At 64.0% G+C, this 13,479-nt stretch carries 13 protein-coding genes; 9 read left to right on the forward strand and 4 right to left on the reverse strand.

What is annotated here, in order from left to right; all coding sequences use genetic code 11:
• Positions 1-114: 114 nt before the first annotated feature.
• Positions 115-942: an OmpA/MotB family protein gene (locus tag BMY67_RS08820; RefSeq protein WP_245744964.1), complete on the forward strand. Its 828-nt coding sequence runs from the start codon at positions 115-117 to the stop codon at positions 940-942.
• A gap of 329 nt (positions 943-1,271) precedes the next feature.
• The gene (locus BMY67_RS08825; RefSeq protein ID WP_092770569.1) at positions 1,272-1,505 is read left to right on the forward strand and encodes a hypothetical protein; all 234 of its coding nucleotides are present in this window, start codon (positions 1,272-1,274) and stop codon (positions 1,503-1,505) included.
• A gap of 91 nt (positions 1,506-1,596) precedes the next feature.
• On the opposite strand, the gene BMY67_RS08830 is transcribed toward BMY67_RS08825, so the two are convergent.
• A complete protein-coding gene (locus BMY67_RS08830) occupies positions 1,597-2,994 on the reverse strand; it encodes a M20/M25/M40 family metallo-hydrolase (RefSeq protein ID WP_218144608.1) in 1,398 nt (465 codons plus the stop codon).
• Between the two features lie 90 nt (positions 2,995-3,084).
• Entirely contained in the window at positions 3,085-3,654 is a 570-nt protein-coding gene (locus tag BMY67_RS08835) for a phosphoglycerate mutase family protein (protein ID WP_092770571.1), read from the reverse strand.
• Between the two features lie 283 nt (positions 3,655-3,937).
• Here BMY67_RS08835 and BMY67_RS08840 point away from each other — a divergent pair, with 283 nt between their 5' ends.
• The 3 genes from BMY67_RS08840 to BMY67_RS08850 all read left to right on the forward strand — a co-directional run bounded on the left by BMY67_RS08840 (position 3,938) and on the right by BMY67_RS08850 (position 8,228).
• Entirely contained in the window at positions 3,938-5,386 is a 1,449-nt protein-coding gene (locus tag BMY67_RS08840; RefSeq protein ID WP_092770573.1) for a T9SS type A sorting domain-containing protein, read from the forward strand.
• Positions 5,387-5,526: 140 nt separating this feature from the next.
• Positions 5,527-6,537 (forward strand): ABC transporter ATP-binding protein, encoded by a 1,011-nt coding sequence (locus tag BMY67_RS08845; RefSeq protein WP_092770575.1) that lies wholly within the window; start codon positions 5,527-5,529, stop codon positions 6,535-6,537.
• Positions 6,538-6,668: 131 nt separating this feature from the next.
• Positions 6,669-8,228, forward strand: coding sequence for an ABC transporter permease/substrate-binding protein (locus BMY67_RS08850; RefSeq protein WP_092770577.1), 1,560 nt, complete (start codon positions 6,669-6,671; stop codon positions 8,226-8,228).
• Between the two features lie 120 nt (positions 8,229-8,348).
• Here BMY67_RS08850 and BMY67_RS08855 read toward each other — a convergent pair whose 3' ends face one another.
• Positions 8,349-9,068, reverse strand: coding sequence for a TIGR04283 family arsenosugar biosynthesis glycosyltransferase (locus tag BMY67_RS08855; RefSeq protein ID WP_092770579.1), 720 nt, complete (start codon positions 9,066-9,068; stop codon positions 8,349-8,351).
• 173 nt (positions 9,069-9,241) lie between these two features.
• Between BMY67_RS08855 and BMY67_RS08860 the strand changes: the two genes are divergently transcribed.
• The 3 genes from BMY67_RS08860 to BMY67_RS08870 all read left to right on the forward strand — a co-directional run bounded on the left by BMY67_RS08860 (position 9,242) and on the right by BMY67_RS08870 (position 11,514).
• Complete coding sequence (locus tag BMY67_RS08860; RefSeq protein WP_092770581.1) at positions 9,242-9,922, forward strand: response regulator transcription factor; 681 nt, start codon at positions 9,242-9,244, stop codon at positions 9,920-9,922.
• Between the two features lie 2 nt (positions 9,923-9,924).
• Positions 9,925-11,253 (forward strand): sensor histidine kinase, encoded by a 1,329-nt coding sequence (locus tag BMY67_RS08865; protein WP_092770584.1) that lies wholly within the window; start codon positions 9,925-9,927, stop codon positions 11,251-11,253.
• Between the two features lie 81 nt (positions 11,254-11,334).
• On the forward strand, positions 11,335-11,514 hold the full coding sequence (locus BMY67_RS08870) for a hypothetical protein (protein WP_092770586.1): 180 nt from the start codon (positions 11,335-11,337) through the stop codon (positions 11,512-11,514).
• A gap of 166 nt (positions 11,515-11,680) precedes the next feature.
• Here the strand turns inward: BMY67_RS08870 and surE are convergent, their stop codons facing one another.
• Positions 11,681-12,562, reverse strand: coding sequence for a 5'/3'-nucleotidase SurE (surE, locus tag BMY67_RS08875; RefSeq protein ID WP_262490349.1), 882 nt, complete (start codon positions 12,560-12,562; stop codon positions 11,681-11,683).
• A gap of 120 nt (positions 12,563-12,682) precedes the next feature.
• Here surE and BMY67_RS08880 point away from each other — a divergent pair, with 120 nt between their 5' ends.
• Positions 12,683-13,387 carry a hypothetical protein gene (locus BMY67_RS08880; RefSeq protein WP_092770590.1) on the forward strand — a complete coding sequence of 235 codons (705 nt, stop codon included), beginning with the start codon at positions 12,683-12,685 and terminating at the stop codon, positions 13,385-13,387.
• Positions 13,388-13,479 lie beyond the last annotated feature (92 nt).

Here is a 13,479-nt window from a genome sequence, read left to right on the forward strand (position 1 = left end):
GGCAGGCCGGCAACCAGCGCTACCGTTGAGCCGTTGTAGCGATATTCCGGCCGGGAATTAATTTCGCGGCGGGTTTACCAGTCGCTTCCTTGTTTTTTCATTTTCACCGATTCTATGTTCGTTTCTTCTGCCTTCCCGAAATTGCTCTGCGGAGCGGCCCTGTTGCTTGGTTCGGCCAGCTGCGTATCGCAGAAAAAATTCGATGCTGCCCAACGCTCGTTCCAGGATGCGGCCCAGGCCCGCGACCAGTTGCAGGTTGAAAAAACTGCCCTCGAAAATGAGAAGGCCCGCAACGAAGAATCGTTGCGCAGTAATTTACTCTCTAAAAATCAGCAGGTAAATCAGCTCAACCAAAGCCTGAGCGGCGCGCAGCAGGAAAACTCGCAGCTTTCCACCGATTTGCGCACCAAGGAAGAGCGCATTGCCGAAATGCAGCGCGTGCTCGACCAGAAAGAAGCAGCCGTGAAGGCGCTGCGACAGAAAGTAGGCGACGCCCTGCTCGGTTTCAACGCCCAGGATTTGCAGGTAAATGTAAAAAACGGCAAAGTATACGTGTCGCTTTCCGAGCAGCTGCTATTTAAATCGGGCTCGACCAAAGTAGACCCCAAAGGCCAGGAAGCACTGAAGAAACTGGCGACGGCCCTCAAGGGCAACCAGGATGTGAACGTGCTGGTAGAAGGCCACACCGACAACGTGCCCCTGCGCGGCGTAGTGAACGGGGCCAAGGACAACTGGGATTTGAGCGTACTGCGGGCCACCGAAATCACGCGCATTCTCACCGAAGCCGGCCTTTCCGACTCGCAGGTGACGCCCTCGGGCCGGGCCCAGTACGTGCCGGTTGCCGCCAACGACACGCCCGCCAACAAGGCCCTCAACCGCCGCACCGAAATTATTCTGACGCCCAAACTCGACGAGCTTTTCCAGATTCTGGAGCAGAATTAACTACCTCCCAGTCAGCGGCTTTTCGCGCGCTACCGGGCCCAAATAGTCCCGACAACCGCTTCCTGTCGACAAAAGAAATAGAGGTTTTGGATATTTAAATATCCAGCTGACGCGGCTTCCCGCTTACCGGAAATAAAGCAGTCTGTTTATCTGGGTTATTCCCGGGTAAGCAGACTGCTTTTTTTTGCTGAATACTTTTTTATTCGCCCGGCCGGCTGTTTTATTCTTTTTCGCGTATCGCAAACATATCAGGTGCAGATTGTTTGTTGAAACAAAAAGAAACCGACAACTTTGCAGCTTCTTCATTTTTCATTCAACTTATTTCTCCGATGGCAACCAACGACCTCAACAAGCTCCAGGAAATTCTGAACAGCGCCGAAGACAACCACGCGCTGCTAACCCGCATTCGCAAGCAGGCTTCTAAAATCAACAGCATGATGGAAGAGCTAAATGCCATGCTGGATCCTAGCTATAAAATTGAAAAGAAGGAGCGCAAGCCCCGCGCAGCCAACGGCACCGGCAAAGGCCCCGGCCGCCCACGCAAAAACGCCGCCGCCGAATAATATATCCGGCAGGTTTTTTAGCTAAAAATGCCCGGCTGCCAATGGCAGCCGGGCATTTTTATGACGGCTAATTTGCCGGGCCAGCCGGCGCTTAGAGTCCGTATTTGCTCAGCAGATACACCAGCGCGGCCATGCTGGCGCCGCCCAGCTCCAGCTCGCGGCGGTTTACCTTATCGAAGGTATCGGCGGCGGTGTGGTGAATATCGAAGTAGCGCTGCGAGTCGCAGTCGTAGCCGACCAGGGCTTTGGCCTGGCCCTTGAGCGGGCCGATGTCGGTGCCGGCGTGGCCCTGGGCGAACTGGCTGCTGCCGTAGGGCGCAAACAAGGGCTGCCAGGCTTCGATTTTGCGCACCACGGCCGGAGCCGCATCAATGTTGAAGCCCCGGGGCGTAAAGCCGCCGCCATCGGATTCCATGGCGGCGAGGTGGTTTTCATTGTTGGCCTTCGCAATTTCGGCGTATTTCATGCCGCCGCGGTTGCCGTTTTCCTCGTTCATGAACAGCACGGCGCGCACCGTGCGCTCGGGGCGCAGGCCGGTGGTTTTCAGCAGGCGCAGCGCCTCCATGCTCTGCACGCAGCCCGTGCCGTCGTCGTGGGCGCCCTGGCCCAGGTCCCAGGAGTCGAGGTGGCCGCCAACCGTTATAATCTGGTCGGGGAACTTGGAGCCCTTGATTTCGCCGATGACGTTGTAGCTTTTCACGTCGGGCAGCGTCTGGCAGCTCATCTCCAGTTCCACGCTCAGGTTGGGGTCGGCTTTCAGCAGCTGGCTCAGCTCGTCGGCGCCCTTGGTGCTGATGGCGGCAGCGGGCACTTTCGTTACGCCCTCCTGGTAGCTCATGGTGCCGGTGTGGGGAAAGTCGTCGTGGGCGAGCGTGAGGCTGCGCACGAGTGCGCCCACGGCCCCGCGCTTAGCGGCGGCGGCGGCCCCGGAGCGGCGCTGGTCGCCGGCTTCGCCGTAGGCCCGGCCGGTTTCGATGTGCAGCGGGTTCATGGGCCGGTTGAAGAATACGAGTTTACCCTTCACTTTGTCCTCGGGCAAAGCGGCCAGCTCGGCCAGGCTCTGCACCTCCACTACGCCGGCGCGCAGCTTGCCGCCGGTGCCCACCGAGCCGCCCAGGGCGCACACGCTCAGGTTCACGCCCTTGCCCTTATCGCCCCGGATGCTGGCTTTTTCGGGCTTGCCGCGCACCCAGTGCGGCACCATCACCTCCTGCAGATACACGCGGTCGAGGCCCAGCTTTTCCATGGTTGTCTGGCCCCACTGCACGGCCTGCGCCGCCTGGGGCGAGCCGCTGAGGCGGCCCCCGATCTGACCGGTGAGGTAGCGCAGGTTGTCGTAGCTCTGCCCGCGGGCCAGGGCCTCGTCGTAAATGCGGCGGATGTTAACCGAATCGGTAGCCGTTGGGGCCTGGGCCTGGGTGGCCAGCGGAACGACCGGAAGCAGCAGCGCCAGCGCAAGGGCCGGGCGAAGGAGGGCGGGAAGCATCATGGGAGATGGAGAAAGCAAAACGGGAAAGAAACCGGGAAAGTGGCTAATAGAAGCGCGGGCAGGCCGCCGGGTTGCAGCAAAGTGCCAACGCTAGTGGCTTTGCACGCCGTAGTGGTGCGCGTCGGCCGTGGCGGGCCGGGCGGCATCGGTGGGCAGGTGCACTTCCAGCAGGTAGTCGTAGGCTTCGTCGGGGATGAGCGGCACGGGCCGGGGGGCGCCCAGGGCATCCACGGTTTCGAGCATGGTATTGGAGTGGCCTACAACCAGCACATTCTGGTTGGGGTAGTCGCGGCGGAGGCGGGCGGCCAGTGCGGGCAGGTCGCGGGCATCGTAAAGCTGTACCGGCAGGCCACGGGCGTCGGCCAGCGGCTGGGCCGTGGAGCGGGTGCGCCGGGTGTCGGTGCTGAATACGGCGCTCAGGCGCGTCTGGCGCGGAATGGCGGCCACCAGGGCCTGGGCGCGGGCCTGGCCCTCGGGCGTCAGGGGCGGGTCGGTGGGGTCGGTGACGAGGTCTTTTTCGGCGTGGCGCACCACGTACACCCGGGTTTCGGGGCCGGTGGCAGTAGCTACCGGAGCGGCTTTGCGCACGCAGGCACCATTGAAAACTAAGAGGGCCAGAACCAGCAGCCCGGCAAGACGGGGACGAAGTAAATCAAGCATAAAACGGGGCTTTTGACTGGATTACAAGGGGCAGCAGCCTTACCGTGCGGTGTGCCACGGCGCTGCTCCCGGACCGAAAGCTACGGCCAACCCGGCAGCAACGCAACCGCCGCCGCAGGCAATGCGCCGGGGCCCAGGCGGGCATTGAGCAAATCAGCGGGCCGGGGAGGCTGGGAAACCCGGCACTCGTTCTTTTTATAATACCATCAGGGCAAAACCTTGCTATCTTCGCCATCTGCTTGGCTGAGCCATTGTTTCAGAGCGAGCTGCTTTTCCTTTTTCTATGACAAAAAACTTACTTCTGCTGACACTGGCCGGTACTATTCTGATAATTCCGGGTCGGGCGCAAACAGTTCCGGCGGCCACGAACGCCGTTACCGAAATCATTACCGACTACAACGGTTACTGGCGCAGCGGCAACGGCAGCGCGGGCAACGCGGCTCTTAGCCCCATCAGGCCTGAGAATTCACACAATTTACTGGCTTTCAAGCTGGGAGTAAACATTTTCTCTACCCGTGTCAACAATACCAAGCTGGACCAGGCAGGAATCAGCTATGTAAAAAGCGAGTATAAAGCACTACCTGTTCTCAATATTGCTGGTGATATTACCGGCAACACGAAGGTGGGCCTGGGACAGCTCTACGATAGAGTGAACAATGGCCCCAGTGTGCCCGCTCCCTCCCGCGACCTCTCGCCCTACCTGCGCGATGGCCTCAATGGCCTCGACATAGGCACGGGCATAGCGAATGTACCGACCGGCGCCATCGATTTTGGCATTGATAACGTGAAGGTTTCCTCGCTTGGCGACGGCAACCCCGATATTGTAGTCACTCAGATTGCCTCGCCGGGCGGCAAGCAGGATATATATCAGTTTCTGGATGCCAACGACCAGATAGTAGGCAATTCGGTGGCCATCAATGTAAGTAACCTACCAGTAGTAGGTAAATGGATTGCTGACTTTTATGAAGCCAGCACCAACCCCATGACTCTGGGGAGCGGCTTCACCAATACCGAGCGGGAGATTCGGCTATGGGCCGGCGATTTTGCCGCTTTCGGTATTACCAGTGCCAACGTCACGTCTATCCGCAAGTTCCGCCTCAGCATCAACGGCGACAGCGACCTGGCTTTTGTGGCGTACAACACGGAGGCAGCGGAGCTAAAAAATCCGCTGCCCGTTACGCTGACTTCTTTCGGAGGGCAAGCCAAAGCCAGCTATTCGGATTTGCGCTGGGAAACGGCGCAGGAGCTGAACGCGGCCGCTTTTGAAGTGCAAGCCAGCGCCGATGGCCGCACGTTTGCCGTGGTGGGCCGGGTAGAAGCAGCTGGCAGCTCGGGCACAGTTCGCCGCTACACGTATCGCCACAGTACCACCCAGGCCGGCCCGCGCTACTACCGCCTGCGCCAGCTCGACCTGGACGGCAGCAGTTCCTACTCGTCGGTGGTTACGTTAATGGCTCCCGGCGTGGGCGGCGCGGCGCGGGTAACGGCTGCGCCCAACCCGTTCGGCAACAGCCTCAAACTGCTGCTGAGCAGCACCGATGTGGCCCCTGCTACCGTACAGATACAGCTTTGCACGTTGGCCGGCCGCATGGTGTACGAGCACACGTCCGAGCACCCCGGCGGCTCGGGCGAACTGGAGCTGACGGGCCTGGCGGGGCTGCCGGCCGGTTTCTACCTGGCCCGGGTTGTGATGGATGGACAGGCCACGGTGCTGAAAGTGGTGAAGCAGTAAGAAGCACCAATCTGTGGGCTGCAGGGCCGGCCAACTTAACTTTCGGGCAGCCTGGTGGTAGTAACAGCAAGGCCCTTCCGGCAACGGGAGGGCCTTTTGCATGCTTTCCGGTTATCTTTCCCCCTCTTACTCCCAACCCCATGCCCGCCATCGAAGCCCGGAACCTGACCAAGCACTACGGAAGCCACGCGGCGGTGCAGGACGTGTCGTTTCGGGTGGAAGCGGGCCAGACGCTGGTGCTGCTCGGGCCCAGCGGCTGCGGCAAAACCACGCTGCTGCGCATGCTCAACCGCCTCGTGGAGCCTGATTCCGGCGCGGTGCTCATCAATGGGCAGGATGCGCGGAGCCAGCCCGCGGAGCGGCTGCGGCGGGGCATGGGCTACGTGATTCAGCAGGTGGGACTGCTGCCGCACTACACGGTGGCCGAGAACGTGGCCGTGGTGCCGCGGCTGCTGGGCCACGCCCCGGCCATCGTAGCTGCCCGCACCGAGGAGCTGCTGGCCCGCCTGCACCTGCCGCCCGAGCGGTTTGCGGGCCAGTACCCCCACCAGCTTTCGGGGGGCCAGCAGCAGCGCGTGGGCCTGGCCCGGGCCCTGGCCGCCGACCCGCCCATCATTCTGCTCGATGAGCCCTTCGGCGCCCTCGACCCCATCACGCGGGCCAGCATCCGGCGCGAGTTTCGGGAGCTGCCCGAGCTGCGCCGCAAAACCATGGTGCTCGTGACCCACGACGTAACCGAAGCCTTCGAACTGGCCGACCAGATTATGCTGCTCGATGCCGGCCGGGTGCAGCAGCTGGGCCCGCCCCGCGCGCTGCTGCTGCGCCCCGCCAACAACTTCGTGCGCCGCTTCTTCGCCGCCGAGCAACTGGCGCTGCAGCTGCGGGCATTGCGGCTGGAGGACGTGCTGGCCGAACTGCAGCCGGCAGGTGAAGCTCATGCTATAAGCAGCATTGGATCAGATACTAAACCTCTTTCATCTACAGCTTCAATACATGATACCCTGGAGCAGCTAAGTGACTCCCCAACTGTGGTCTCCGGCGAGCCAACGGTCTGGGTACGGGTGTCCGAAACCACAGCCCGGCCTCTCACCCACGCCACGCTCATGGCGGCATTTGGCCGGGCCCTGCGGCGGCTGGCTTCAGAAGGTTGAACAGCTGTAGGGGCGGGGCTTGCCCCCGCCCCTACGGCAACGATTCTGTTCAATGGCGTTAGCGGCGGGCGGGGGCAAGCCCCGCTCCTACCAGTAGTGCTTTCCCACATTTACCAGTTCACCATCTCATCTTGAGCATCCTTACCGAACTTTTAGCCTTCTGGCACGCGCAGGCCGACAAGCTCGGGCAGCAGACGTTGCAGCACATCGGGTTGACTGCTGCTTCGCTGCTGGCGGGCGTGGCGGTGGGCGTACCGCTGGGGCTGCTGCTCACGCGCCGGCCGCGGCTGGCGCCCTGGGTGCTGGGTGGCGCCGGGGTGCTCCAGACCATTCCGAGCATTGCGCTGCTGGGCTTCCTGATTCCGGTGCTGGGCATCGGGCCGGGGCCGGCCATTCTGGCGTTGTTTCTTTACTCGCTGCTGCCCATTGTGCGCAACACGCTGGCCGGCGTGCAGGGCGTTGATGCCGCCGTGGTGGACGCCGCCCGCGGCCTGGGCCTCACCGACGGGCAGGTATTGCGACGCGTTGAGCTGCCGCTGGCCCTGCCGGTGCTGCTGGCCGGCATCCGCACGGCGGCCGTGATAAACGTGGGTGTGGCCACGCTGGCGGCCTATGTGGCGGCGGGCGGACTGGGGGAGTTCATCTTCGGCGGCATTGCCCTGAACAACCCGGCCATGATTCTGGCCGGCGCCATTCCGGCCGCGGCGCTGGCTTTGCTGTTTGATGGGGCGCTGGCCGGGCTGCAGCACCTGAGTGGCCGGCGGCTGGTGTGGGCCGGACGGGCGCTGCTGCTGGCCCTGCCCCTGCTGGCCGGCCTCTACCTGCTGCCCCGTGCCGCCAGCAAGCTGCTGGCCGGCTTCAGCCCCGAGTTCGTGGGCCGCGCCGATGGGGTGCCGGGCCTGCGCCGCCTCTACGGCCTCAATCCGGCCTCGGTGGTACTGGCCCCCGCGCTGGTGTACGAGGCGGTACGCAGCGGCAACGTGGACTTGATTGACGGCTACTCGACCGACGGCCGCATCCGGGCCTACGACCTGCGGGTACTGCGCGACGACCGCCACGCCTTCCCGCCTTACCAGGCCGCGCCCGTAGTGCGCCGCCAGACCCTGGCGGCCCACCCCGAGCTGGCTCCCGCTTTGGCCCACCTGGCCGGCCAGCTCTCCGATTCGGTGATGACGGAGCTCAACTATCGGGTGGATATTCGCCACGAAACGCCCCGGGCCGTGGCCCACGACTTCCTGCGCCGCCGGGGGCTGTGGCGCGCCCCCCGGTCGGCCACCGGGTCCACCATCCGGCTGGGCTCCAAGATTTTTGGCGAGCAGTACATCCTGGCCGAGCTGTACGCGGCCCTTATCAAAGGCTACACCAACCTGGGCGTGGAGGCCAAAACGGGCCTGGGCGGCACCAGCATCTGCGCCGACGCGCTGCGCACCGGCGCCATCGACCTATATCCCGAATACACCGGTACCGGCCTGCTGGTGGTGCTCCAGCCTCCGGCCGCCGTGCTGGATTCGCTGGGCCCCGACCCGGCGGCCGTGCTGGCCTACGTGCGCCGCGAGTACCGCCGCCGCTACCAGCTGGAGTGGCTCGCGCCGCTGGGCTTCAACAACACCTATGCCCTGCTCATGCGCCGCCAGCAGGCCGAGCAGCTGGGCATCAGTTCGGTATCGGAGTTGAGCGCTTATTTGAGGTAGGAGAAGGCGGAAATTGGTACGTGGAAGTCGAAGAGAGAGGGTCAAAGTAAACGCTACCGAGCAGTGCCATTCGACTGGTTCAGCGACTTTTACTTTGGACTTTTCCTCTTGGATTTCCTTTCATCCCCGCACCAGCCGCTTATATACCTGCACCAGCCGGGGCTGCGAAACGCCCAGCCAGTAAAGCCCGGTAACGAGGGCGAAAATGCCCTGCAGGCGGTAGATACCGTTGCGGCGGTAGCGCCGGGCCGAGGTAACGATGTAGCCTGGCAGCATCCGAAACGGGCCGTGTTGCCGCAGTCGGGCCACAATTTCCTGGTCTTCGAGCAGTTGCATTTGCTCGCGGTAGCCGCCGGCCCGTTCGAACACGGCCCGCTGCACAAACAGGCTCTGGTCGCCGTAGCGGATGCCGTTGACGTTGAAGCGCGTAAACCAGGCATTGGCCGCCAGAAACCAGTGCGGCACGTCGAAGCGCAGGCGGTAGCAGCCGCTGCCGTAGCCCGCCGCTACGGCCCCGCGCAGGTCGGCCAGCAGCGTGGCGGGCGGCAGCGAGTCGGCGTGCAGGAAATAGAGAATGGCTCCGGTGGCGTGGGCGGCGCCGTGGTTGAGCTGGGCGGCCCGGCCCCTGCGCGGGCACGGCACCACCCGGGCGCCGTGGACGCCGGCTTCGGCTACGGTGTTGTCGGTGCTGCCGGCATCGGCCACCACAATTTCCACAGCCGCATCGGCGCCACAGACAGCCCGCAGGTGGGCGAGCAGCCGGCCGATGTGGCCGCCTTCGTTGAGGGTGGGAATAATAATGCTGATGAAAGGCGGCAAAGTGGCAGAACCGGAAAGCATAGGAACGCGGGGCAGGCAGCGGGCAATACGTGCGCCAACATACGCAACCCGCGCCCCGCCTGCCACCGGCCGGCCCGCTTTTGGGGTGCGCACCACCGCTGGCCGGGGCCGGGTTCATCGGTCCTTCACGGCCGGATGCGTAAGTTGGGGCTTCATTTAGCCCCTTGCGCACTATGCACGTTTTGCTGGTAGAAGACGAAAAGAGCCTGCACGAAGAAGTGCGCCAGTTTCTGGTCGAGTCGCAGTACCTGGTCGATTCGGCCTTTACCTACGCCGAGGCCTCGGAGAAGATATTCGTCAACAGCTACGACTTTGTGCTGCTCGACCTGGGCCTGCCCGGCGGCGACGGCCTGGATTTGCTGCGCGAAGCCCGCCGCAATGAGGGCCAGGAGGCCTCGTTCATCATCCTCACGGCCCGCGGCGCCATCGACGACCGGGTAAAGGGCCTCGACCTTGGGGCCGACGACTACCTGCCCAAGCCCTTCTCGCTGCTGGAGCTGCAGAGCCGGATGCAGGCCATTACGCGCCGCAAGTTCGGCCTCAAGCGCCAGGAAATGACGTTTGGCGCGGGCTTCGAGCTCGATGCTACCGGCCGCACCATCCGCCACGCGGGCCAGGATGTGCCGCTGACCAAGAAGGAGTTCGACCTGCTGCACTACCTGCTGCTGCACCGCAACCGCGTGCTCACCCGCCTGCAGCTCGGCGAGCACCTGTGGGGCAACGTGCTCGAAGACGATTCGGACTCCAACTACATCGATGTCCACATCAAGAACCTGCGCAAAAAGCTCAGCCAGTTCGCCCCCGCCGATTTTATTGAAACCGTACGCGGCATCGGGTACTCGATTAAGAGCTGAGCATGCGCCTCGAAGCCAAACTGGCCCTGTTCAATGCCCTTTCCAAGCTGCTGCTGGTGCTGCTGGGCGTGGTCCTGATTCCGCCCATTATGAGCCGCGTGGCGGTGAGCCACACCGACGAGCGGCTGCGCGAGAAGAGCGAGCAGGTGCTGGAGCTCATCGGGCGCGACGGGATTTCGACCTTTGTGCAGGGCGAGGAATACGCCGATTACAACATTCTGCAGCAGGAATACATTACCCTCACGCCCCTGCCGGCCGCGGCGGCCAGCCCCGGCAACCCGCCCGCCCGCATTTTCGACGAGCCCCGGCAGGTTGATGACAAGGTGGAAGATTTCCGCATTCTGAGCCAGCAGATCAGCACCAACGGCCGCCGCTACCGCCTCGAAATTGGCTCCTCGCTGGCCACGGTGGAGCTGCTCACGGCCACGCTGCGGCGCATGGCCCTGTGGCTGCTCGTGGTGGGGGCTGTGCTTACCATCCTCTCCGATGCCGCCTTTGCCCACTACCTGCTGCGGCCGCTGCACCGCCTTATCGTGCGCAAGCTGCAGGGCGTGCGCCACCCCTCGGCCTTCTCCTACGAGCCCCTGACCACCACCACCACCGACTTCCGCCGCCTCGACGACAGCCTCAACGACATGATGCACCTGGTGCAGTCGGCCTTCGAGAAGGAGCGCGAGTTTATGAGCAACGTCTCGCACGAGCTGCTCACGCCGGTCAGCATCCTGCAGTCGCGCTTCGAGAACATGCTGCAGGACCCGAGCCTGGGCGAGGCGCACTCGCTGAAGCTGGTAGAGTCGCAGAAGACGCTTTACCGGCTGCGCAACACGGTGAAAACGCTGCTGCTGATTGCCAACATTGAAAACGAGCAGTACCTGCGCGACGAGGCCGTATCGGTGCAGGCCGTGCTGACCGATGTGGTGAACGAGCTGGAAGACCGGCTGGCCCAGCGCGAGATTCAGCTGCTGGAGGATCTGCAGCCCGATTATGTGCTGCCCCGCGCCAACCGCACGCTGCTTTTCACGCTGATTTTCAACCTCGTCAGCAACGCCATCAAATACAACCGCCCGGCCGGGCGCATCACGGTGCTGGGCCGGCCGGGCCCGCGCGGCGGCTACCAGCTGGCCGTTACCGACACCGGCCCGGGCATTGCTGCCGCCCACCTGCCCCACCTGTTCGACCGGTTCCGGCGGTTTCAGGCCGGCGCCTCGGCCCCCGAGGGCTACGGGCTGGGCCTGCCCATTGCCCGCACCATTGCCGATTTCCACAAGGCCAAGCTGACGGTAGAATCTGAAGAAGGCCGGGGCACTACGTTCACGCTCTGGCTGCCATAAGGGCAGATGAGGCGGGTTCACGCGGGCTTCATGCAGGGCGGCTAGTTTTGCCCCTACCCTTCCCGCCCCCGTCTTCTGCCCATGAAAAAGCTGCTATTGGGCCTGGCCCTGCTCCTGTTTCTGCTCTGGCTGGCCGTGCGCTGTCTGCCCCGTCCGCCCGCCGTCATCAACCGGCCCGCCACGGTGCCGGTGGTGGGCAAGCCCACCCCGCCCGCCCTGCCCAGGCACGTATCAATGGTAAAACGAACAGTAAATCGGTGAATGAGTGACTGGGTGAATAAGTAAAACTGTACTGTCATCCTGAGCATGCTGCGCTTGGAGCAAGCACGAAGGACCTATCCAGAAGCTATTGTCTGACGTTAGCTTCTGGATAGGTCCTTCGCAAGCTCAGGATGACAACACGGCGTACTCAGTCACTCATTCACCCCTACCCCAGCCCGTCGGCCGATTCGCCGGGGGCGGGGGTGGCGCTGCCGGGGGCAGACAGGGGCAGCGGCGGGGTTGGGGTGGCCGAGCCGGGCGCCGACAGCTCCCAGCGCTGCTGCATCTGCTGCAGGCCGGGGTGCGAGGTCAGGTCGTACTGGCAGGGCACGATGGAAATGTAGTTGTTGGCCAGCGCGTACTCGTCGGTGTCCTGGCCGGGGTCCTGGTTCACAAACGAGCCGATGAGCCAGTAGTAGGGGCGCTTGTAGGGGTCGAGGCGCAGGTCGAACTCCTCCTCCCACTTGGCCCGGGCCTGGCGGCAGAGCAGGGCCCCGGCAATGGGCTGGTCCGATTTCCGGGGAATATTCACGTTCAGGGCCGTGCCGGCCGGGATGCCGTGCGCCAGGGCCTGGCGGGACAGGCGCTCCACCCACTCCTCCACGTGCGAGAAGTCGGCGTTGTGGCCGTAGTCGCAGAGCGAGAAGCCGATGGCCGGCAGCCCCTCGATGGCCGCCTCAATGGCCGCCGACATGGTGCCCGAGTACAGCACGTTCACGGCCGAGTTGGAGCCGTGGTTGATGCCCGACACCACCAAATCGGGGCGGCGGTCCTTGAGCACGTGGTGCTTGGCCAGCTTCACGCAGTCGGCGGGCGTGCCGCTGCACTCGTAGGCCTCAATGCCCTCGAAAATAGGACTGGGGTCGAGGCGCAGGGGTTTGCCGATGGTAATGGCGTGGCCCATGCCCGACTGGGGCGAGTTGGGCGCCACCACCACTACTTCGCCCACCCGGCGCATTACGCGCACGAGCATGGCAATGCCGGGGGCCGTAATGCCGTCGTCGTTGGAAATCAGGATGAGGGGCTGGGCAGAAGCGGGGGCTGACACGGGCATCGGGCTTAAAGGAAACGGAGAGGACAACTCGGCAGTACATACCACCGGGCAGACAAACGGAACCGGGGCAACGGATGTTTTCAACTCCCGCCGCAGGGGCGCGTATAGGGCCTGATGCTGACCTTCTTTTTCCGGGCCCGGCCCCAGTCCATTTTTCTGCCCCTGGCAGTGCTGCTGCTGGCCGGTTGCCAGGGCCCTGCATCCGAGTCGGGCAGTTCGGCCGCCCCCGCGGCCTCGCCGTCTACCCCACCCTTCGTAGCCGAGAATGGCCAGCCGGTAGGCCCTCCGGGGCAGGCGCCGGTGGCCCGGCAGCCCGGCACTGCGGCCCCGGTGGCCGGGGCGCCCATACCCGATTCGTTGCACCTGGTAAGCCCGGGGCAGGCCGGGCGGCTACGGCTGGGGCTGCGCGAGGCCCAGCTCCGGGCCCTGGTGCCGGCCGCCCAGCTGCGCCCCGCCCCCGATTCCGCTGGCCGGCAGGTAATTGAGTTGATTGATGCCGGTCAGCCCGGGGCACCCGCTACGCGCCTGTTTCTGGCTGCTTCATCGGGCGGCGAGCCGGTGCTGCGCCGCATTCTCATCACCGACCCGCAGTACCGTACGGCTGAGGGCATTGGCGTGGGTTCTCCGTTTGGGGCCGCCCGCCAGAACCTGGGGTTCACCCGGCTGCGCGATACGCCTTTCGGGCTGGCCGCCGTGTCGGGCCAGGTGCGCCTGGCCTGGCTGATTGACCCCGGCTCGCTGCCCGCCGGCGCCGACCAGCAGATGGCCCCGGCCACCATTCCGGCCGCGGCCCGCATCACGGGCATCGTGCTGTATTAGGCAGAAAGCAGCCGCCCAGGCAGGTTGGGTACAGGTGGAAGGCAATTGCACAAAGCCGCAAAAAACTGTACTTTGCCGAACGTATATACCGC

Source organism: Hymenobacter actinosclerus, from assembly GCF_900111515.1.
Classification (GTDB): domain Bacteria; phylum Bacteroidota; class Bacteroidia; order Cytophagales; family Hymenobacteraceae; genus Hymenobacter; species Hymenobacter actinosclerus.